This window comes from Streptomyces sp. NPDC097640 (genome assembly GCF_040302705.1).
Classification (GTDB): Bacteria; Actinomycetota; Actinomycetes; order Streptomycetales; family Streptomycetaceae; genus Streptomyces.
Map to the genome: position 1 here is coordinate 197,591 of NZ_JBEOSB010000004.1, position 20,011 is coordinate 217,601.

The 20,011-nt window shown below is 71.8% G+C and carries 14 protein-coding genes; 7 read left to right on the forward strand and 7 right to left on the reverse strand.

Annotation, left to right across the window (positions count from 1 at the left end):
- Positions 1 to 125 precede the first annotated feature (125 nt).
- Entirely contained in the window at positions 126 to 1,103 is a 978-nt protein-coding gene (locus ABTY62_RS07390; RefSeq protein ID WP_352128439.1) for an acyl-ACP desaturase, read from the forward strand.
- 89 nt (positions 1,104 to 1,192) lie between these two features.
- Here ABTY62_RS07390 and pepN (ABTY62_RS07395) read toward each other — a convergent pair whose 3' ends face one another.
- Both pepN (ABTY62_RS07395) and ABTY62_RS07400 read right to left on the reverse strand, forming a co-directional pair.
- A complete protein-coding gene (gene pepN / locus ABTY62_RS07395; protein WP_352128440.1) occupies positions 1,193 to 3,769 on the reverse strand; it encodes an aminopeptidase N in 2,577 nt (858 codons plus the stop codon).
- A 116-nt stretch (positions 3,770 to 3,885) separates the two neighbouring features.
- Positions 3,886 to 4,911, reverse strand: coding sequence for an aspartate-semialdehyde dehydrogenase (locus ABTY62_RS07400; protein WP_352128441.1), 1,026 nt, complete (start codon positions 4,909 to 4,911; stop codon positions 3,886 to 3,888).
- 430 nt (positions 4,912 to 5,341) lie between these two features.
- Here ABTY62_RS07400 and ABTY62_RS07405 point away from each other — a divergent pair, with 430 nt between their 5' ends.
- Positions 5,342 to 7,069, forward strand: coding sequence for a TIGR03767 family metallophosphoesterase (locus ABTY62_RS07405; RefSeq protein WP_352128442.1), 1,728 nt, complete (start codon positions 5,342 to 5,344; stop codon positions 7,067 to 7,069).
- Positions 7,070 to 7,094: 25 nt separating this feature from the next.
- Here ABTY62_RS07405 and ABTY62_RS07410 read toward each other — a convergent pair whose 3' ends face one another.
- Together ABTY62_RS07410 and pepN (ABTY62_RS07415) are read right to left on the reverse strand one after the other, a co-directional pair.
- On the reverse strand, positions 7,095 to 8,195 hold the full coding sequence (locus tag ABTY62_RS07410; RefSeq protein ID WP_352128443.1) for a hypothetical protein: 1,101 nt from the start codon (positions 8,193 to 8,195) through the stop codon (positions 7,095 to 7,097).
- A gap of 129 nt (positions 8,196 to 8,324) precedes the next feature.
- Positions 8,325 to 10,943 (reverse strand): aminopeptidase N, encoded by a 2,619-nt coding sequence (pepN, locus tag ABTY62_RS07415; protein ID WP_352128444.1) that lies wholly within the window; start codon positions 10,941 to 10,943, stop codon positions 8,325 to 8,327.
- Between the two features lie 171 nt (positions 10,944 to 11,114).
- Here pepN (ABTY62_RS07415) and ABTY62_RS07420 point away from each other — a divergent pair, with 171 nt between their 5' ends.
- Complete coding sequence (locus tag ABTY62_RS07420; RefSeq protein ID WP_352128445.1) at positions 11,115 to 11,753, forward strand: mycothiol-dependent nitroreductase Rv2466c family protein; 639 nt, start codon at positions 11,115 to 11,117, stop codon at positions 11,751 to 11,753.
- A gap of 79 nt (positions 11,754 to 11,832) precedes the next feature.
- Here the strand turns inward: ABTY62_RS07420 and ABTY62_RS07425 are convergent, their stop codons facing one another.
- Positions 11,833 to 13,254: an amino acid permease gene (locus ABTY62_RS07425; protein WP_352128446.1), complete on the reverse strand. Its 1,422-nt coding sequence runs from the start codon at positions 13,252 to 13,254 to the stop codon at positions 11,833 to 11,835.
- Positions 13,255 to 13,570: 316 nt separating this feature from the next.
- Here ABTY62_RS07425 and ABTY62_RS07430 point away from each other — a divergent pair, with 316 nt between their 5' ends.
- Positions 13,571 to 14,197, forward strand: a complete 627-nt coding sequence (locus tag ABTY62_RS07430; protein ID WP_352128447.1) for a biotin transporter BioY — start codon at positions 13,571 to 13,573, stop codon at positions 14,195 to 14,197.
- Between the two features lie 76 nt (positions 14,198 to 14,273).
- Here the strand turns inward: ABTY62_RS07430 and ABTY62_RS07435 are convergent, their stop codons facing one another.
- Entirely contained in the window at positions 14,274 to 15,773 is a 1,500-nt protein-coding gene (locus tag ABTY62_RS07435) for an amino acid permease (protein ID WP_352128448.1), read from the reverse strand.
- Positions 15,774 to 15,952: 179 nt separating this feature from the next.
- Between ABTY62_RS07435 and ABTY62_RS07440 the strand changes: the two genes are divergently transcribed.
- Together ABTY62_RS07440 and ABTY62_RS07445 are read left to right on the forward strand one after the other, a co-directional pair.
- Entirely contained in the window at positions 15,953 to 16,441 is a 489-nt protein-coding gene (locus ABTY62_RS07440; protein ID WP_352128449.1) for a ribose-5-phosphate isomerase, read from the forward strand.
- Between the two features lie 7 nt (positions 16,442 to 16,448).
- A complete protein-coding gene (locus tag ABTY62_RS07445) occupies positions 16,449 to 17,258 on the forward strand; it encodes an Fpg/Nei family DNA glycosylase (RefSeq protein WP_352128450.1) in 810 nt (269 codons plus the stop codon).
- A 5-nt stretch (positions 17,259 to 17,263) separates the two neighbouring features.
- Here ABTY62_RS07445 and ABTY62_RS07450 read toward each other — a convergent pair whose 3' ends face one another.
- On the reverse strand, positions 17,264 to 18,493 hold the full coding sequence (locus tag ABTY62_RS07450; protein ID WP_352128451.1) for a GNAT family N-acetyltransferase: 1,230 nt from the start codon (positions 18,491 to 18,493) through the stop codon (positions 17,264 to 17,266).
- 128 nt (positions 18,494 to 18,621) lie between these two features.
- Between ABTY62_RS07450 and ABTY62_RS07455 the strand changes: the two genes are divergently transcribed.
- Entirely contained in the window at positions 18,622 to 19,764 is a 1,143-nt protein-coding gene (locus ABTY62_RS07455; RefSeq protein WP_352128452.1) for a SpoIIE family protein phosphatase, read from the forward strand.
- Positions 19,765 to 20,011 lie beyond the last annotated feature (247 nt).

Consider the following 20,011-nt stretch of genomic DNA (forward strand, 5'->3'; position numbering starts at 1 on the left):
AAACGTCTTTCTCAAACATCTTTCCCGGCGCGTATCAAGCCGTTTATTTTCGCTTTAACCTACGGTGTCGTAACCTACGGAGCCGTAGGTAACGCATCGCACGACGACGTCCCCAGGAGCCCACTGTGACCCTCGCCCCCACTCGCCGTCACGGTCAGGCCGTATGGAGCGACAGCCGCCTGCTGTACGCACTCGAAGAGGTCGTCGAGGTGGAGCTCAACCGGCATCTGAAGGCCGCCAAGGAGTGGATGCCCCACGAGTACGTGCCGTGGAGCGACGGCCGCAACTTCGACGGCGTGATGGGCGGCGAGGCCTGGGCGCCCGAGCAGTCGAAGGTCACCGACGTGGGCCGGATCGCGCTCGTGGTCAACCTGCTCACCGAGGACAACCTCCCCAGCTACCACCACGAGATCGCCACGCTCTTCGGCCGCGACGGCGCGTGGGGCACCTGGGTGCACCGGTGGACGGCGGAGGAGGGCCGGCACGGCATCGTCATGCGGGACTACCTGCTCACCACCCGCGCGGTCGACCCGGTCGAGCTGGAGCGGTTCCGGATGGCGCACATGTCCGAGGGGTTCGAGTCGGACAACAACCACAGCATGCTGCACTCCGTCGCGTACGTGGCCTTCCAGGAGCTCGCCACGCGTATATCGCACCGCAACACCGGTCACCACTCCGGAGACCCGGCCTGCGACCGGATGCTCGCCCGCATCGCCACCGACGAGAACCTGCACATGGTCTTCTACCGGAATCTGCTGGGGAAGGCGTTCGAGCTGGCGCCCGACCAGACCATGTGCGCCGTCCGCGATGTGGTGGTCGGCTTCCGTATGCCGGGACACGGCATGCCCGGGTTCGAGCGGGCGGCCGCGCAGATGGCCATCGGCGGCATCTACAACCTGCGCATCCACCACGACGATGTGCTCCAGCCCGTGCTGCGCTTCCTGAAGGTGCTGGAGATCTCCGGGCTCACCGGCGACGGGCTCAAGGCGCAGGAGGAGCTCGGGCTGTACATGGGCGGCCTGGACGCGCAGGCCACGAAGTTCGACGAGCGGCGCGAGGCGATGCTGGCCCGCCGCGCGGCCCGCGCCGCCGAGCGCGTCTAGCGCGCCTGCGGCGGGCCGTTTCCCCCGCCCACGCGCGAACGGGCTGGATTCGCTCTGCGAGGCGAATCCAGCCCGTCCGGGGGAGGGCGTCAGCCCGCCGCGGCCGCCGCGTCCACCGCCTGCGCCCTGAGCGCGCGCTCGACGCCCGCCCGGCACTCCGTGACCAGGCGGCGCAGCGCCGCGCTGGGCTCGGCGGAGGCCAGCCAGGCGTCGGTCGCCTCCAGCGTCGCCTGCGAGATCTGCACCGTCGGGTAGAGGCCGACCGCGATCTGCTGCGCCATCTCGTGGCTGCGGCTGTCCCAGGCGCCCTTCACCGCGGCGAAGTACTTCTCGGCGTACGGCGCCAGCAGCTCACGCTGGTCGGTCTGGACGAAGCCGCGGATCACCGCCTCCTGCACCGCGTTCGGCAGCTTGTCGCCCTCCACGGCCGACGCCCACGCCTCGGCCTTCGCCTCCGGCGCCGGCCGCGAGGCGCGCGCGGTGGCCGCGTGCCGCTCGCCCGCCGAGGTGCGGTCCCGGCTCAGCTCCGCGGTGATCGCCTCCTCGTCGGCCCGGCCGGTCGCGGCGAGCCGCTCCAGCAGCGCCCAGCGCAGCTCGGTGTCGACGGTCAGGCCCTCGATGGTCTCGGTGCCCGCCAGCAGCCCCGACAGCAGGCCGAGCTGCTCGTCGGCGCGGGCGGTGTCGGCGAAGGCCCGGGCCCAGGCCAGCTGGTGGTCGCTGCCGGGGGCGGCGGCCCGCAGATGGGTCAGCGTGGCCTCGGTCCACTTCGCCAGGCCCGCCTCGCGCCACTCGGGGGCGGCGTACAGGTCCAGGGCCAGCTTGGCCTGGCGCTGTAGCGACTGCACGACGCCGATGTCCGACTCCTTGGCGATGCCGGACAGCACCAGGGAGAGGTAGTCGCGGGTGGCCAGCTCGCCGTCGCGGGTCATGTCCCAGGCCGAGGCCCAGCACAGGGCGCGCGGCAGGGAGGCCTCGAAGTCGCCCAGGTGCTCGGTGACCACGGCCAGCGACTCGGGGTCCAGCCGGACCTTCGCGTACGAGAGGTCGTCGTCGTTGAGGAGGATCACGGCGGGGCGCTTGCGGCCGGCCAGGGCCGCCACGGGGGTCAGCTCGCCGTCCACGTCGACCTCGATCCGGTCGCCGCGCAGCAGCTTGCCGGTGGCGCTGAGCTCGTACAGGCCGATCGCGACGCGGTGCGGGCGCAGCACAGGCTCGCCCTTGGCGCCGGGCGGCAGCGCCGGGGCCTCCTGGCGCACCGCGAAGGAGGTGATGGTGCCGGAGTCGTCGGTCTCGATCTCCGGGCGCAGGATGTTGATCCCGGCCGTCTCCAGCCACGCCTTCGACCAGGTCTTCAGGTCCCGGCCGCTGGTCTCCTCGAGCGCGCCCAGCAGGTCGGACAGCCGGGTGTTCCGGTACGCGTGGCGCTTGAAGTACGCCTGCACGCCCTTGAAGAACTCGTCCTGGCCCACATAGGCGACCAGCTGCTTGAGGACCGAGGCGCCCTTCGCGTACGTGATGCCGTCGAAGTTGACCAGGACGTCGTCCAGGTCGCGGATCTCGGCCATGATCGGGTGGGTGGACGGCAGCTGGTCCTGCCGGTAGGCCCAGGTCTTCATCGAGTTGGCGAAGGTGGTCCAGGCCTGCGGCCAGCGGCTGCCCGGCGCGTACGCCTGGCAGGCGATGGAGGTGTAGGTGGCGAACGACTCGTTCAGCCACAGGTCGTTCCACCACTCCATGGTCACCAGGTCGCCGAACCACATGTGGGCCAGCTCGTGGAGGATGGTCTCGGCGCGCGTCTCATAGGCCGCGTCCGTGACCTTGGAGCGGAAGACGTACTGGTCGCGGATGGTGACCGCGCCCGCGTTCTCCATCGCGCCGGCGTTGAACTCCGGCACGAACAGCTGGTCGTACTTGGCGAAGGGGTAGGCGTAGTCGAACTTCTCCTGGAACCAGTCGAAGCCCTGCCGCGTCACCTCGAAGATCGCGTCCGAGTCCAGGAACTCGGCGAGCGAGGGGCGGCAGTAGATACCCAGCGGCACCGACCGCCCCTGGCCCTCCCAGCTGCTGTGCACGCTGTGGTACGGCCCCACGATCAGCGCGGTGATGTACGTCGAGATGCGCGGGGTCGGCTCGAAGCGCCAGATGTTGTCCTTGGGCTCGGGCGTCGGCGAGTTGGAGATCACCGTCCAGCCCTCGGGCGCGGTCACGGTGAACTGGAAGGTAGCCTTCAGATCCGGCTGCTCGAAGTTCGCGAACACCCGGCGCGCGTCCGGCACCTCGAACTGTGTGTAGAGGTACGCCTGCTGGTCCACCGGGTCCACAAAGCGGTGCAGGCCCTCGCCGGTGTTGGTGTACGCGCAGTCCGCGACGACCCGCAGCTCGTTGCGCCCCTCCTGGAGACCGGTCAGCGCGATCCGGGAGTCCGCGAAGGCCTTGGCCGGGTCCAGCTCGTACCCGTTGAGCACCACCTGGTGCACGGTGGGGGCGACCAGGTCCGCGAAGGAGTCCGCGCCCGCCTTGGCCACGTCGAAGCGCACGGTGGTGACCGACCGGAAGGTGCCGCCCTCCTGCGCGCCGGAGAGATCGAGCTCGATCTCGTACGAGTCGACCGTGAGCAGCCGGGCCCGCCGCTGCGCCTCTTCGCGGGTCAGGTTCGTTCCAGGCACCTGGGCATCTCCTTCGAATACGACGTTTCGGCCATCCTTCCACGCAAAGCCGGTCCGCCGCCCGCGGTAATCGCCCGGCGCCGCGGGGCGCTCGTCAGGTGCCCGGAACGGGGGGCTCAGCTGAGCTCGGCCGCCACCAGCTCCGCGATCTGGACGGCGTTGAGCGCCGCCCCCTTGCGGAGGTTGTCGTTGGAGACGAAGAGCGCGAGGCCGTTGTCGACCGTCTCGTCCACCCGGATGCGCCCCACGTAGCTGGGGTCCTGGCCGGCCGCCTGGAGCGGGGTCGGGATCTCCGAGACCTCGACGCCCGGGGCGTCGGCGAGCAGCTCGTACGCGCGGGCCACGCTCAGCGGGTTCGCGAAGCGGGCGTTGAGCTGGAGCGAGTGGCCGGTGAAGACGGGGACGCGGACACAGGTGCCGGAGACCTTCAGCTCGGGGATCCCGAGGATCTTGCGGGACTCGTTGCGGAGCTTCTGCTCCTCGTCCGTCTCGAAGCGGCCGTCGTCGACGAGGTTGCCCGCGAACGGCAGCACATTGAAGGCGATGGGGCGCTTGTAGACGGCGGGCTCGGGGAACTGCGCGGCCGCGCCGTCGTGGGTCAGCGCGGTCGCGTCGTCGATGACCTTGCGAACCTGGCCGGCCAGCTCCTCCACCCCGGACAGGCCCGAGCCGGACACGGCCTGGTAGGTGGTGGCGACGAGAGCGGTGAGACCCGCCTCCTCGTGCAGCGGGCGCAGCACCGGCATGGCGGCCATGGTGGTGCAGTTCGGGTTGGCGATGATGCCCTTGGGGCGCTGCGCGACGGCGTCCGGGTTGACCTCGGAGACCACCAGCGGCACCTCGGGGTCCATCCGCCAGGCGGAGGAGTTGTCGATCACCACGGCGCCGGCCGCGGCGACCTTGGCCGCCAGCGCGCGGGAGGTCGCCCCGCCCGCGGAGAACAGCGCGATGTCCAGCCGCGAGTAGTCGGCGGTGGCCGCGTCCTCGACGGAGATCTCGGTGTCCCGCCAGGGGAGGGTGCGCCCGGCGGAGCGGGCCGAGGCGAACAGGCGCAGCTCCTCGACGGGGAAGTCCCGCTCGGTGAGGATCTTGCGCATGACCCCGCCGACCTGGCCGGTGGCTCCGACGATTCCGATCCTCACGACGCGCTCCTTGTGCTCTGTGCCTGGTGCTGGGTGCCTGGCGTGCCGTCCCATCATGCGGGTGGCCCCGGCGACCTTCCAATTTATTGTCCTGGTTCCTTGTCCGGATGCCTGGGACGGTGCATTGTCCGGTGCATGGGACAGGCCCGCGCCGGGCGTCCGCCGGCCGCGCGCCGGGCGTACGCCGTGGGCGCCCCGTGGCCTTGAGTCCCCTCGGCGTTCCCAGCTCCGGTGAACTCCGGGTGAGCGGCGGAATTCCGGCGGCGTAGTGCGGGATGACCGTTTGCTATCGCCAAGATCCACGTGCGCATTTCGGCGGCGGGCGTTGCCGCATCGTTAACTCGCAGGCCATCCCCGATGCCAACGATCCGAAGTGACAGGGCAGCCCGCTGCCCGACCGCATCCGCGTTCGCACTCGGGGAGATCCCGCATGTCCCGCATACGGTCCGCCGCCCACGCCGCCCTCGACCGCCGCACCCTTCTCGTCGCCGCCGCCTCCGCCGGTGCCGCGACCGGCCTCGGGTTCGCCTTCGGGCCCGGCGGCGGTTCGGCGACCGCCTCCCAGCCCGCCCGGGTGAGCGCCGCCGGCCGCAGGGTCGTCACCGCCCCCTCGCTCCCCTCGGAGGCCGGCACCACGCTGGAGACCTTCTCCGCCCCGCGCGGCACCGGCGCCTACCGCCGGCTCGGCGACGGCCCGGCCTGGGCCCGCACCGTGCGCACCGAGCTGGCCGGGGCCAAGAGCGGCCGGGAGGCCCGGCGCACCACGGTCGCCTCCTTCGTGCAACTCACCGACCTGCACCTCACCGATGTGCAGCACCCGCTGCGCTACGAGTTTCTGCGCGCCGGTCGCCCCGGGGCCTGGCGGCCCCACGAGGCGCTGACCGTCGTCGGCGCCGCGTCTCTGATCGAGCGGGTCAACGGCCTGCGCGGCGGACCGGCCACCGGCTCCCCGCTGTCCTTTGTCATGACCACCGGCGACAACACCGACAACAACGCGCGGGTCGAGCTGGACTGGTTCCTGGGCGTGATGAACGGCGGCCGGATCACCCCCAACACGGGCGACCCGCGCCGCTACGAGGGCGTGCAGAACAGCGGGATCAAGGCGTTCTGGCACCCGGACAGCGCGCTGCGCGACGCCGACAAGCAGGCCGGTTTCCCGCGTATCGAGGGCTTCCTGGCGGCCGCGCTGCGCACCGTCAACAGCCCCGGGCTGCGGCTGCCCTGGTACTCGACCATCGGCAACCACGACGACCTGGCCGGCGGCGTCTACTCCTTCGGCGGGAACTACTTCGCCGACCTCGCCACCGGCAGCCGCAAGCTCCAGATCATTTCGGCCGCCGAGGCCGCGGAGCGCTTCAAGGACGAGCGCAAGGGCGGCGACCCCACGGGTTCGGTCATGAAGGAGCTGCTGCGCGCCCACAAGAAGGACATGCGCACCGTCACCCCCGACGAGCGCCGCGCGCCGATCAGCCGCCACGACTACCTGGCCGCGCACCTCAGCCCCGCCCACACCGGCCCCGGCCCGGTCGGCCACGGCTACACCAAGGCCAACCTCGACGAGGGCACCTGCTACTACTCGTTCCGGATATCCGACGGCGTCCTCGGCATCAGCCTGGACACCACCGACCCGGGCGGCCACTACACCGGCTCCCTGGGCACCGCCCAGCTGCGCTGGCTGGAGCGGACGCTGAAGGCCCACAAGGACGACCGGATCCTGGTCTTCAGCCACCACTACAGCCGCAGCATGGACAATCCGAACCGCGACCCGGCCCGCCCGGGCGAGGCCCGGCACGGCGGCGACGAGGTCGTGGCCCTCTTCAAGCGCCACCCCCAGGTGCTGGCGTGGATCAACGGCCACAGCCACAAGAACGAGATCACCCCGCGCGGCACCTTCTGGGAGATCACCACCGCCTCGCACGTGGACTTCCCCCAGCTGGCCCGGGTGATCGAGGTCGTGGACAACCACGACGGCACGCTGTCGCTGTTCACCACGCTGATCGAGTCGGCCGCGCCGCGCCGCACGGACTACTCCGACCTGTCCCAGACCGGCCTCGCCGCGCTCTACCGCGAGCTGTCGTACAACGCCCCGGGGCGCAGCCAGGCCCTGGCGGGCGACGCGGACGACCGCAACACCGAGCTGCTGCTGCGCAAGGCGTGAGCCCTGGCCGGTGCGGGCCGGCCCCTCACCGGGGCCGGATCACGACGTAGGGCGCGGGCTCGCGGTCGACCGCCGCGATCAGCGCGGTGCGGACCACCGCGGCCTGCGCCTCCAGGCACTCGCGGAGCTTCCTTGGGGTGACGCGTACGACCGTGATGCCCATCCGCTCCATGTGTTCGCCCGCCGGCGCCAAGCCGCCCAGCGGGTCGTACCCGCCCTGGCGGGAGACGCGCGCGTCGATCTCCAGGGCCACGGCCTGGGCCGGCCAGTAGGCGTCCACCCCGGCCAGCAGGGTGCCGCCGGGCAGCCGCAGCTCCACGTTCCACAGCGGCTCGGGCAGGGCGTATCCGCGCACCATGTCGTACAGCAGCCCCTCGGCCATGGCCCGCCCCTCCGCCAGCAGGGCGTCGACGGCGTCGACGACATGCGGCCGGGCCAGCAGCCGGGCCCGGCTCAGCTCCGCCACGAGGGCCGACGCCTCGCAGTGGCCGTGGCGCACGGCCTCGACGAGCAGCCGGCGCACCGTCGCGGCGTCGGGCAGCTGGGCCACCGCGTCGGCGAGGGCGCGGGCGGCGGGGGCGGCCGGCAGGCCGGTGATCTCCCGGGGGCGGGGCAGGGCGGCGGCGCGGACGAAGCGCACATAGCCGGCCGGGCGGAGCCGCCGGGCGCGCGGTACGAGCACATCGACGCGGTCCAGGGCGCGCAGCGAGGGGGCGGCGGAGAAGCGGTGCAGGGCCAGCGCCGCCAGGCCGGTGATCATCGCCGCGCCGTACGGCCCGCCGCCGGCCCCGGGCACCGGGGAGCCGGCCGGGCCGCCCGCGCTGCCCGCGCGGTCCGCGCTGCCGGTGCCGCCGGCGCTGCTCGAGCCGTCCGGACCGCCCGCGCGCTCGCGGCTCGCGGCGTACAGGAGCGCCGCGCGCAGCCGCTCCTCGCCGGTCGCGGGGCCGGGGTGGAGCAGATGGACGCCCGGCAGGATCCGCTGCCAGGGGCCGCCGGGGCGGCAGCGCTCGGCGGCCTCCGCCGCCGTCACGCCGTGCTCGCGGAGTTGACGGCTCGTCAATACGCTGCGCCCGCCGTCCGGGAGGTGGTGCAGCGGGCGGGGCGAGAGCGGGGTGTCGGAGTTCATGACCCCGCCATTCCCGGGCCCGCCCGGCCCGCTAACCGCTGTTACACGCTCGTCGACAAATGCGGACAACGCCGCCCTAAAGTACGGCAGTTCGATTGCCGAAAACGCCTCATCTGCCGAAAACGCCCGTCAGACGGCCGAGCGAGCGTCGCACTCCTGTCCGCGCAGCGCCCGTGCGAGATCGTCCCGCGACTCCAGGACCAGCCGGCGCAGCGCGGGGGCCGCTCCCGGGTGGCCTGCCAGCCAGGCGTCGGCCGCCTCCAGGGTCGAGGCGTCGCCCTGCGCGGGGAACAGCCCGCGGACGATGGCCATCGCGATCTCGATCGACCGCTCCCGCCACACCCGCTCGATCGCCGCGAAGTACCGGTCCGCGTACGGCGCGAGCAGCTCCGCCTGCGACGGCTGGGCGAACCCCGCGATGGTGGCCTCCACCAGGGCGTTGGACAGGGCGTCGGACTCCACGACCGACGCCCATGCCTCGGCCTTGACCCCGGCCGACGGCCGGGCCGCCAGACAGCGCACCTGGTGGCGCCTGCCGGAGGCGGTGTCGTCGCGGGCCAGCTCCGCCGCGATCAGCGACTCGTCGGCCGCGCCCTGGGCGGCCAGCGAGGCCAGGAACGTCCAGCGCAGCTCCTGGTCGACGTCCAGCCCGTCGATCCGGGCCGTGCCGTCCAGCAGCCCGCGCAGCAGCCGCTGGTCCAGGTCCGTGGCCGCGGTCTGGGCGGAGAACCGCGCCCAGGCCAGCTGGTGGCCGCTGCCCGGGTCGGCCAGCCGCAGCTCGCGCAGCGCGCCCTCGGCGGCCCGCAGGCCGCCCTCCTCGCGCCACTCGGGCGCCGCGTAGTGCTGGAGCGCGGACTGGGCCCACGCCTGGACCATCTGGAGCACGCCGATGTCGGTCTCCGCCCCGGCGAACCGCTCCACCAGGTCCAGGAAGTCGCGGGCGGGCATCAGCGCGTCCCGCGTCAGGTTCCACAGGGCGGACCAGCACAGCGCCCGCGCGAGGGGGTCGGTCAGCTCGCCCAGATGGGCGCGCAGGGTGTCCAGCGAGACCTCGTCGAAGCGGACCTTGCAGTACGTGAGGTCGTCGTCGTTGACCAGGATCAGATCGGGCCGCTCGGCCCCGGTCAGCTCGGTCACGACCGTACGGGGGCCGTCCACGTCGACCTCGGCCCGGGCGTAGCGCACCAGCGCGCTAGTCTCGCCCGCCGCGGCGCCGTCCCGGCGGTAGAGGCCGACCGCGACCCGGTGCGGGCGCAGCGTCGGGTGCTCGGCGGAGGCGGCCTCCTGGAGGATCGACAGCTCGGTGATGTGGCCGCCCGCGTCATAGGTCGCCTGCGGGGTGAGCACATTGACCCCGGCCGTCTCCAGCCAGGCCCGCGACCAGGCGGCCATGTCCCGACCGGAGGTCTCGGTCAGCACCGACAGCAGATCGGCCAGGCGCGTGTTGCCGTACGCATGGCGCTTGAAGTAGCGGCGCGCGCCCTCCAGGAAGGCGTCCCGCCCGGCGTAGGCGACCAGCTGCTTGAGGACGGAGGCGCCCTTGGCGTAGGTGATTCCGTCGAAGTTGAGCTTGGCGTCCTCCAGGTCGTGGATGTCGGCCGTGACCGGGTGGGTGGAGGGCAGCTGGTCGGCGCGGTAGGCCCAGGCCTTGCGGCGGTTGGCGAAGGTGATCCAGCCGTCGGTGAAGCGGGTCGACTCGACGAGCGAGAAGGCGCCCATGAAGTCGGCGAAGGACTCCTTGAGCCACAGGTCGTCCCACCACTCCATGGTGACCAGGTCGCCGAACCACATATGGGCCATCTCGTGGAGGATCACATTGGCCCGGTGCTCGTACGAGGCCTGGGTGACCTTGCCGCGGAAGACGAACTCCTCGCGGAAGGTCACACAGCCCGGGTTCTCCATCGCGCCGATGTTGTACTCGGGCACGAACGCCTGGTCGTACTTCCCGAAGGGGTACGGATAGTCGAAGTGGTCGTGGAAGAAGTCCAGGCCCTGCTTGGTGACGGTGAAGATGTCGTCCGCGTCGAAGTGCTTGGCGAGCGAGGCGCGGCACAGCGCCCCCAGCGGGATCTCCAGGGCGGAGCCGTCCGGCAGGGCGCGGCTGTAGTGGTCCCGCACGTAGTGGTACGGGCCGGCGACGACCGCCGTGATGTAGGTGGAGATCGGCTCGGTCGGCGCGAAGCGGGTGGTGGCGAACCCCTCGCCGGCGTCCTGCGGCCCGGCCTCGGCCACCGCTCCGTTGCTGAGCACCGTCCAGTCCCGCGGGGCGGTCACCGAGAAGGTGAAGCGGGCCTTGAGGTCGGGCTGCTCGAAGTTCGCGAAGACACGGCGGGCGTCGGCCGGCTCGTACTGCGTGTACAGATAGACCTGGCCGTCCTCGGGGTCCACAAAGCGGTGCAGCCCCTCGCCCGTCCTGCTGTACGCGCACTGCGCGTCCACCACCAGCTCGTTCTCCGCGGCGAGGGAGTCGAGGACGATCCGCGCGCCGTCGAAGACGGCCGAAGGCGCGAGCTCCCGCCCGTTCAGCCGCACCGCGGTGACCCGCGGCGCGAGCAGATCGACGAAGGACGCGGCCCCCGGCTCGGCGCAGCGGAAGCGGATCGTGGTGGTGGAGCGGAAGGTGCGCGGCCCGCCGCCGGTGTACTCCCCGACCGCGGACCGCAGGTCCAGGGCCACGTCGTACGAGTCGACGGCCAGCAGCCGCGCTCGCTCCCGGGCTTCGTCACGGGTCAGGTTCTCGCCGGGCAAGACGCGGCTCCTTCGTCATCGTCTCGAAGATCGGAACACCCGAATCCGGGCAGTTCCGAAATCATGTCATGCGGCACTGACACCGGGAATCGGGGAATGGCCGCCGCGGCCGGACGTGTTCCCTGGAACAGCTATAGCTGTTTTCCGCATGCGCTCGTCCGAGGAGAAAACGTGACCGACACCGCCAAGACTCCTGCCGATTTCTGGTTCGACCCGCTGTGTCCCTGGGCCTGGATGACCTCCCGCTGGATGCTGGAGGTGGAGAAGGTCCGCCCGGTCGAGGTGCGCTGGCATGTGATGAGCCTGGCCGTGCTCAACGAGCCCAAGCTCGACGAACTGCCGGAGCAGTACCAGGAGATGATGCGCGGTCCCGCGTGGGGCCCGGTACGGGTGTGCATCGCCGCCGCGGACAAGCACGGTGACGAGGTGCTCGGCCCGCTCTACACCGCGCTGGGCACCCGCTTCCACAACCAGGGCCTGGAGCGGAACCGCGAGACGATCGTGGCCGCCCTGGAGGAGGTGGGCCTGCCCGCCGAGCTCGCGGACGCCGCCGACACCGACGCCTACGACGACCAGCTGCGCGCCTCCCACAAGGTCGGCATCGACCTGGTCGGCCAGGACGTGGGCACCCCGGTCATCGCGGTCCCCGGCTCGGACGGCGAGCAGATCGCGTTCTTCGGCCCGGTCGTCACCCCCGCGCCCAAGGGCGACGAGGCCGCCAAGCTGTGGGACGGCACCCTGATGGTCGCCTCGATACCCGGCTTCTACGAGATCAAGCGCACCCGCACCGTGGGCCCGATCTTCGACTGAGGAACGTCTCGCAGGACGTACGGCAGGGGCCCCGCGCGGCAGCGCCGCGCGGGGCCCTTTCACTCCCGGCCGGGGGTGGTCAGCCGCGCGCCGCCGCCACCCGCTGCTTGACGTATCCGACCACCGCGAGCGCCACCGTCAGCCCGGCCGAGAAGTACAGCTGGGTGCGGGTGTCGGACTCTCGCGTCATCAGCACCAGCACGGCGACGATCCCGGCCAGCGCCACCCACGTCAGATACGGGAACAGCCACATCTTCACCACGAGCTTCCCGGGCGCCTCGCGCTCCAGCCGCTTGCGCAGCGCCAGCTGTGAGAACGCGATGAAGCCCCACACGATCAGGACGGCCCCGCCGACCATGTTGAGCAGCCACTTGAAGACGGTGTCCGGCCACAGGTAGCTCAGCCCCACCGCGCAGAAGCCGAAGGTGGAGGAGGCGAGCACGGTGACCCGGGGCACCCCGCCGCTGACCTTGCCGAAAACGGCCGGCCCCTCGCCGCGCCTGGCGAGCGAGTACGCCATGCGGGAGGCGCCGTAGATGTTCGCGTTCATCGCGGAGAGCAGGGCCACCAGCACGATGACGTTCATGAGCTGGCCGGCCGCCGGAATGTCGAGGTGCTTGAGCACGGCCACGTACGGGCCTTCGACGACGACGGACGGGTCGTTCCACGGGATCAGGGTGACGGCGACCAGCATCGAGCCGATGTAGAACACCGCGATGCGCCACATCGCGGTGCGCACGGCGCTCGCGACCCCCTGGACCGGGCGCTCGGACTCGGCCGCCGCGATGGTGACCGTCTCCAGGCCGCCGTAGGCGAACACGGTGGCCGGCAGGCCCACGATCAGGCCGTCGAGGCCGTTGGGCATGAAGCCGTGGTTCCCGGTGAGGTTGGCGGTGCCCGGGGCGTCGGTGCCCGGGAGCACGCCGAGGATGGCCAGGACGCCCAGGATCAGGAAGAGCGAGATCGCGGTGATCTTCAGCGCGGCGAACCAGAACTCGAACTCGCCGAAGTTGCCGACGGCCGCGAGGTTCGCCCCACAGAACAGCACCATGAACAGCGCGACCCACATCCAGGACTCCGTGTCCGGCAGCCACTGGACCACGATCCCCGCCGCGCCGATCGCCTCGGCCGCGATGGCCACGCACAGCAGCGCGTAGAACATCCAGCCCACGGTGAACCCCGCCCACGGGCCGATCCCGCGCTCGGCGTGCACGGAGAAGGAGCCGGAGGCCGGGTTGGCCGCGGACATCTCGCCGAGCATGCGCATCACGAGCATCACGAGCAGCCCGGACACCACATACGCGAGCACGATCGACGGCCCGGCGGCCGCGATACCGGTGCCGGAGCTGACGAACAGGCCCGCGCCGATCACACCCCCGAGGGCGATCATCGACAGATGGCGCTGCTTCAGGCCGTGGGACAGCGGCGGGCCGCCGGCCCGGCCGTCGCCGACCGCCTCGGCGTCGTGCGCTTGCGCGGAGGACGCGGGTGTCCGGTTCATGTGTCTGTTGTGTCCATTACATGAGGTGGGGCAGATGTGTGAGGTGGTGCCAGATGCAAAACGACCTCAGTGTGCGGGGGCGCGTCCGCTCAGGACAACATGCGGGCCTGAGATGTCTGAATATCGGACCCTCGAGTGACGCTGCGTACCCACCCCATCGCCTGGCCGGCCGCCCGGTGACCGGTGGCCGCCTCCGGCTGCCGGAACTCTCCAAGCGGGCCGGTGCGGGTTTGTCGCTCGTCGACCGTGATCGCGGCCCGGCCCCCGGGTTACCGTCACCGTGTCCCACACTGCCTCTCACCTCGGAGAACCGCCGATGAGCACCGCTTCTGCCGCCACCGTCCACCCGGGCACGGTCCTCGCGGACGTGATCTTCCCGGCCCGCCGGGCCCGGCCGGTCGGCGCATCGGCCAGGTACGTCCTGACCCGGGACGCCGCCCTGGTCGTCGGCGGCGCCGCGCTCACCGGCCTCGCCGCGCAGATCTCCGTGCCCGTCCCCGGCTCCCCGGTCCCGGTGACCGGCCAGACCTTCGCGGCGCTGCTCGTCGGCACCTCGCTCGGCGCCCGGCGCGGCTTCCTCTCCCTCGCGCTCTACACCCTCCTCGGCATGGCGGGCCTGCCGTGGTTCGCCGAGGGCCACTCGGGCGCCGCGATGGCGTCCTTCGGCTATGTGCTGGGCATGCTGCTCGCCTCGGCCGCGGTGGGCGCCCTGGCGCGGCGCGGCGGGGACCGCGGGGTGCTGCGCACGGCGGGCACCATGGCGGTGGGCTCCGCGATCATCTACGCCGTCGGCGTCCCCTACCTGGCGCTGGCCGCGGACATCTCCCTCGGCCAGGCGGTCGCGGCGGGCCTCACGCCGTTCCTGATCGGCGACGCCCTGAAGGCCGCGCTGGCGATGGGCGCGCTGCCCGCCGCCTGGAAGCTGATCGGCCGCCGCGGCTGACGCCTCCCGTACGCACTCAGGCGCCGAGGGCCCATAGGGCCGTCGGCGCCTGAGTCATGCCGGGGGAGAAGCGGCTCTACGGGAGCGCGGACTCCGTGGGCTTGCCGCCGGCGCCGCCGGCCCCGTCGGAGCCCCCGACGGCCACGCGCCGGGCCGCCGGGAGCCGGTCGCGGACCAGCGCGAACGCCACGACGAGCACGGCCACGAGCGTGGAGAACAGCACCTGGTCGCGCCCGTCCTTGTCGGTCAGCATGTAGACCAGCACAAACGAGATCATCGCGATCGTCGCCCAGGTCAGATACGGGAACAGCCACATCCGGACGGTCAGCTTCTCCGGGGACTCGCGCTGGACGATCCCGCGCATCCTCAGCTGCGTGAAGCAGATCACCAGCCAGACGAACAGGGCGACCGCGCCCGAGGAGTTCAGCAGGAACTGGAAGACCGTGGTCGGCCACTGGTAGTTGAACCAGACCGCGACAAAGCCGAAGACGACCGACCCGAGGATCGCGGTCTGCGGCACCCCGCGCGAGGTGGTGCGCGCGAAGGCGGCCGGCGCGTCCCCGCGCTGCCCGAGCGAGAAGGCCATCCGGGAGGCGGTGTAGAGGCCGGAGTTCAGGCAGGACAGCACGGCGGTCAGCACGATCACATTCATGACCTGGCCCGCGTGCGGGATGCCGATCGAGTCGAGCGCGGATACGTAGCTGCCCTTGGTCTTGTCCGCGATCCCCGGGTCGTTCCACGGCAGCAGGGTCACCACGACGAAGATCGAGCCCAGGTAGAAGACCGCGATACGCCAGATGACGCTGTTGGTCGCCTTGGTCACCGCCCGCTGCGGGTCCTCGGACTCACCGGCGGCCAGGGTGACGATCTCGCTGCCCATGAAGGAGAAGACGACCAGCAGCACGCCGGTCAGGATCGCGCCCGCGCCGTGCGGCAGGAATCCGCCATGGTCGGTGAGGTGCTCGAACCCTGCCCCCTCGTTGTCCGAGCCGGGCAGCGCCCCGAAGGCGGCCAGCCCGCCCACCACGATGAACGCGGCGATCGCGACGACCTTGATCCCGGCGAACCAGAACTCGAACTCGCCGTAGGAGGAGACCGAGACCAGGTTGGCCGCGGTGAGCACCACCATCACGATCAGCGCCCAGGCCCACTGCGGCACCGCCGGCACCCAGCCCTCGAGGATCGTGGCGCCCGCGGTCGCCTCGACCGCCAGCACCACCACCCAGAAGAACCAGTAGAGCCAGCCGATCGAGAACCCGGCCCAGCGGCCGAGCGCCCGGTCGGCGTAGGCGGAGAAGGAACCCGAGGTCGGGTTGGCGGCGGCCATCTCGCCGAGCATCCGCATCACCAGGACGACCATGAGGCCGACCAGCGCGTAGGAGATGAGGATGCCGGGCCCGGCCTTGGCGATGCCGGCTCCGGACCCGACGAACAGCCCGGCGCCGATCACCCCGCCGATCGCGATCATCGACAGATGGCGGTTCTTGAGGCCCGCCTTGAGACCGTCGGGCGGGGCTCCGGGGTCGGAGGAACCGGCCTTCGCCTCGGCCGTGTTGGTCGCAGGTTGTGCGCTCATGCTCGGTCCTTTGCTCTTGGGTGACGAGCGTCGCCAGTGAAACCCAGGTGCATGATCGACTGAACCTTTGATTCTAGATTGTTACCTGGGGTTTCTCTGCGTTTCCTTGGTGCTACTAAGGGCTTCCGCAACTCGTACCCCGGGCGGTGGCGACCACACGGCCGTGTCACACTCGGGGCATGCGCGTGTACCTCGGCTCCGACCATGCCGGTTTTGAACTCAAGAACCACCTAGTGGAGTGGCTCCGGGCGGCCGGCCATGAGCCCGTCGACTGCGGCCCCCACATCTACGACGCCCAGGACGACTACCCGCCGTTCTGCCTGCGGGCCGCCGAGCGGACCGCGGCCGACCCCGACAGCCTCGGCATCGTGATCGGCGGCTCCGGCAACGGCGAGCAGATCGCCGCCAACAAGGTCAAGGGCGTGCGCGCCGCGCTGGCCTGGAGCGAGCAGACCGCCGAGCTCGGCCGTGAGCACAACAACGCCAATGTGATCAGCGTCGGCGCCCGGATGCACACGCAGGACGAGGCGACCAAGTTTGTCGAGATCTTCCTGAACACCCCGTACTCGGGTGAGGAGCGTCACACCCGGCGCATCGAGATGCTCTCGTCCTACGAGACCACCGGCGCCCTGCCGGCCATCCCCGCCCACCACCCGCAGCAGGACTGATGGCCTGATGCCCGAAGGGCACACCATCCACCGGCTGGCCGCCGACCACAGCGAGCTGTTCGGCGGCCGCGCCGTACGCGCGGCCAGCCCGCAGGGCAAGTTCGCGGACGGCGCCGCGCTGATCGACGGGCAGGTGCTCGAGCACGCCGAGGCCCACGGCAAGCACCTCTTCCTGAGCTTCGCGGCCACCGGCTGGGTCCATGTCCACCTCGGCCTGTTCGGGAAGTACAGCCTCGGCCCGGCGCCCGCCCCGCCGCCCACCGAGACCGTACGGCTGCGGCTGGCCGGCCAGGCGGTTTACGCGGACCTGCGCGGGCCGACCGCCTGCTCGCTGATCAGCGACGGCGAGAAGCAGGCGGTGCACGACCGGCTCGGCCCGGACCCGCTGCGCCCCGCGGACGACGCGGACCGCGCCTGGGCCCGGATCTCCCGCAGCCGCACCAGCGTCGCCGCGCTGCTGCTCGACCAGAAGGTGGTCGCGGGGGTCGGCAACGTCTACCGCGCCGAGGTCCTCTTCCGGCACGGCATCGACCCGTACCGTGCGGGCCGCGATCTGACCCGCACCGAGTGGGAGGCGATCTGGGCGGACCTCGTGGCGCTCATGCGCGAGGGCGTGCGGAACAACCGGATCGACACGGTCCGCCCCGAGCACACCCCCGAGGCGATGGGCCGCCCGCCGCGCGTCGACGACCACGGCGGCGAGGTCTACGTCTACCGCCGGGACCGGCGGCCCTGCCATGTCTGCGGCGGCGAGATCCGCACCGCGGACCTCGCCGCCCGCAACCTCTTCTGGTGCCCGAACTGCCAGCGCGATTAGGACCCTCAGAAGCTGTGCGGCAGCCAGGGCGCCGGGTCGCTGAGGAAGGCGGCCGACGCCTCGGCCAGCGCGCCCTGGCGCAGCTCCTGGACGCGCCCGGCGCCCGCCAGCGCGGACAGCGAAATCCCGCCAAGATATGCCGCGCCCAACTCCCGTGCGCCCAGCCGCAGCCCTGGCGCGTCGGTCGTCCGCTCACAGCTCCCGCCCTTGACGTCGCCGGCCAGCCGCCAGCGCCCCTCGTTCCACGGGCAGAAGGGGTCCGTGACCTCCAGGACCAGGTCCACCGGCAGGGCGTAGGCCCGCGCCGCGAGCGCCGCGCCCACGTCGACCGGGCGTACGTACAGCGCGTCGCGCAGCCGGACCTTGCACCTCCGGATGTCGGAGACCAGGTACTGCCACGGATCGTCTACCGGTCGGCTACCGGTCCGGATCGTGCAGGTGAGGTCGAGATCGAAGAGAAAACGCCACAGCGCGCCATAGGACGCCGGGTCCAGGGCCTCCAGATCGCGCACGATCACCACCCCCTTCGACCCGGCCAGATCCCAGTCCGGCCTGACCGCGAAGCGCACATAGCCGGTCACCGCGCCGTCCCGCTCGGCCAGCACACAGCGCAGCGGCGAGGCGCCCTCGCGGTCGTCCGGCGGGTCGAGCAGCGGCTGCCGCTCCCAGCCGGGGCGCCGCTCCAGCATCCCCGGCCGGGCGGTCACCCGCCGGGCGTAGACCGCCTCACAGGCATCCAGCCCGGCCTCGGGCGCCACCGCGCGCAGAGCCACCTCGTCGGCCCCCTCGGGGGCGCTCAGGCCCACCCGCACGGTGTCGATCTCGGCGGACGCGCTCTGGGCGGCCATGCCGAAGCCGAACCGGCCGTAGATCTCCGGCTCCGAGGCGGTCAGGACCGCCAGCGGCTCACCGGCGGCGCGGACGTCGTCCAACTGGCGGCGCATCATGGTGCGCAGCACCCCGCGCCTGCGGTGCGTCGGCTGCACGCCGACCAAGGTCAGCCCGGCCGCCGGCACCACGGCGCCGCCCGGCACCGACAAGCGGAAGCTGAACAGCCCCGCCGTCCCGGCGATCACGTCCCCGTCCCACACCCCGATCGAGCGGTCACATTCGGTCAAGTCGCGATCCAGGACGCGCTCCTCCGCGGACGGCTGGACCCCGCCGAAGGCGAGTATCAACGTTCCGTACCACTCGTCCCAGTGGGATGGGTCGAGCACACGCAGCTCCATCGTCATATTCCCATCCCTAGCAGCGGATTCCGGCACAGGCGAACGAATTTCGCTTACGATTGCCCACTCCGGTGGGTGGTTCGACGCGCCACGAATCGACGCGCGTCCGAACGGGTGGGTAGGGTCCCGATGCAATGACTGGTGGCGTAGACACTCCAACGGCCCGGATGCGCAAAGCGCTGCACCGGGCTCGCACTGGCGTGCGCAAAGCCGGAGTCGACTACTTTCGCGGCGGCGGCTCGGACCGGCTCGCCCTCACCCTGCTGCTGCTCGCCGTCCCCGCCATCGCCTTCGGCACCATCGCCCAGCCCGACTGGTGCGCCCCCGCCGCCCTCGTCCTGCCCATCGTCGCGGGCGGCCTCGTGCTGCGCCCCGCCAGCCTGCTCGCCCTCTATGGGGCGGCGGCCACCGCCCTCATCGTCGAATCCGCCGTCCTCGGTCCCTATACCGAGGAGGACACCTCCGCCCGGGTCACCCCCGGCACCATCCTGGTCGTCGCGGCCGTCGGCTTCTTCGGCCTGCTCATCGCCCAGTTCCGCAGCCGGGTAGGAGTGCCCTGGCGGCGCGGCGGCACCATGCTCTTCGACCTGCGCGAACGTATCCGCGTCCAGAGCAAGCTGCCCAGCCTGCCCAGCGGCTGGCACCGCGAGATGGCGCTGCGCCCGGCCGGCGGGCAGTCCTTCTCGGGCGACTTCGTGGTCGCGGCCCGTACGAACGGCGGCCGCACCCTCGAAGTCGTCCTCACCGACGTCTCCGGCAAGGGCATGGACGCGGCCTCCCGTGCCCTCCTGCTCTCCGGCGCCTTCGGCGGCCTCCTCGGCTCCCTGCCGCCCCACGGCTTCCTCCCCGCCGCCAACGGCTATCTGCTGCGCCAGGACTGGGACGAGGGCTTCGCGACCTCGATCCATCTCGTGCTCGACCTCGACAGCGGCGACTTCGAGCTCTTCTCGGCCGGACATCTGCCCGCGCTCCAGCTGAGCGCGGGCACGGGCAGGTGGGAGGAGAAGTCCGCCGACGGCCCCCTCCTCGGCGTCTACGACGGGGCCCAGTTCGACCCCACCAAGGGCACGCTGCGCGCCGGCGACGTCCTGATGCTCTTCACCGACGGCCTGGTCGAGACCGCGGAGCGCGACATCAGCGAGGGCATCGACCGGCTGACCGGCGAGGCCGACCGCTATGTCGCGGGCAACTTCCACGGCGCGGCGTGGCACCTGATCGAGACGGTCGCCAAGGACGTCAACGACGACCGGGCGCTGCTGCTCATCTGCCGCGAGTAGGCGGGCCTTCCCCCGCCCCGCCCTTCCCGGCCTCGGGCCCCTTCCTGGCCTCCGGGCGCTGTCGGAGACGGCCAGGGGCGCTGACGGGCGTTGTGCGGGCTTTTCCCCGCGGTTGACCTCCCGTCACCCCGGCGTCACCCTCGCGGGGCCTCCCGTGCCCTTCCAGGCCGTTCCAGGGCATGCCGGGGCGTCCCGGGGAACGTCCCCCGGCGCGCCCCGGCCGGGGCGCGGGAGGACCGGGCGGTGG

Bases quoted from the DNA above. Each gene is read 5' to 3' on its own strand.
- ABTY62_RS07450 (WP_352128451.1), bottom strand. From the start codon at position 18,493: ATGACGATGGAGCTGCGTGTGCTCGACCCATCCCACTGGGACGAGTGG.
- ABTY62_RS07410 (WP_352128443.1), bottom strand. From the start codon at position 8,195: ATGAACTCCGACACCCCGCTCTCGCCCCGCCCGCTGCACCACCTCCCG.
- ABTY62_RS07405 (WP_352128442.1), top strand. From the start codon at position 5,342: ATGTCCCGCATACGGTCCGCCGCCCACGCCGCCCTCGACCGCCGCACC.
- ABTY62_RS07425 (WP_352128446.1), bottom strand. From the start codon at position 13,254: ATGAACCGGACACCCGCGTCCTCCGCGCAAGCGCACGACGCCGAGGCG.
- ABTY62_RS07440 (WP_352128449.1), top strand. From the start codon at position 15,953: ATGCGCGTGTACCTCGGCTCCGACCATGCCGGTTTTGAACTCAAGAAC.
- ABTY62_RS07435 (WP_352128448.1), bottom strand. From the start codon at position 15,773: ATGAGCGCACAACCTGCGACCAACACGGCCGAGGCGAAGGCCGGTTCC.
- ABTY62_RS07455 (WP_352128452.1), top strand. From the start codon at position 18,622: ATGACTGGTGGCGTAGACACTCCAACGGCCCGGATGCGCAAAGCGCTG.
- ABTY62_RS07430 (WP_352128447.1), top strand. From the start codon at position 13,571: ATGAGCACCGCTTCTGCCGCCACCGTCCACCCGGGCACGGTCCTCGCG.
- ABTY62_RS07445 (WP_352128450.1), top strand. From the start codon at position 16,449: ATGCCCGAAGGGCACACCATCCACCGGCTGGCCGCCGACCACAGCGAG.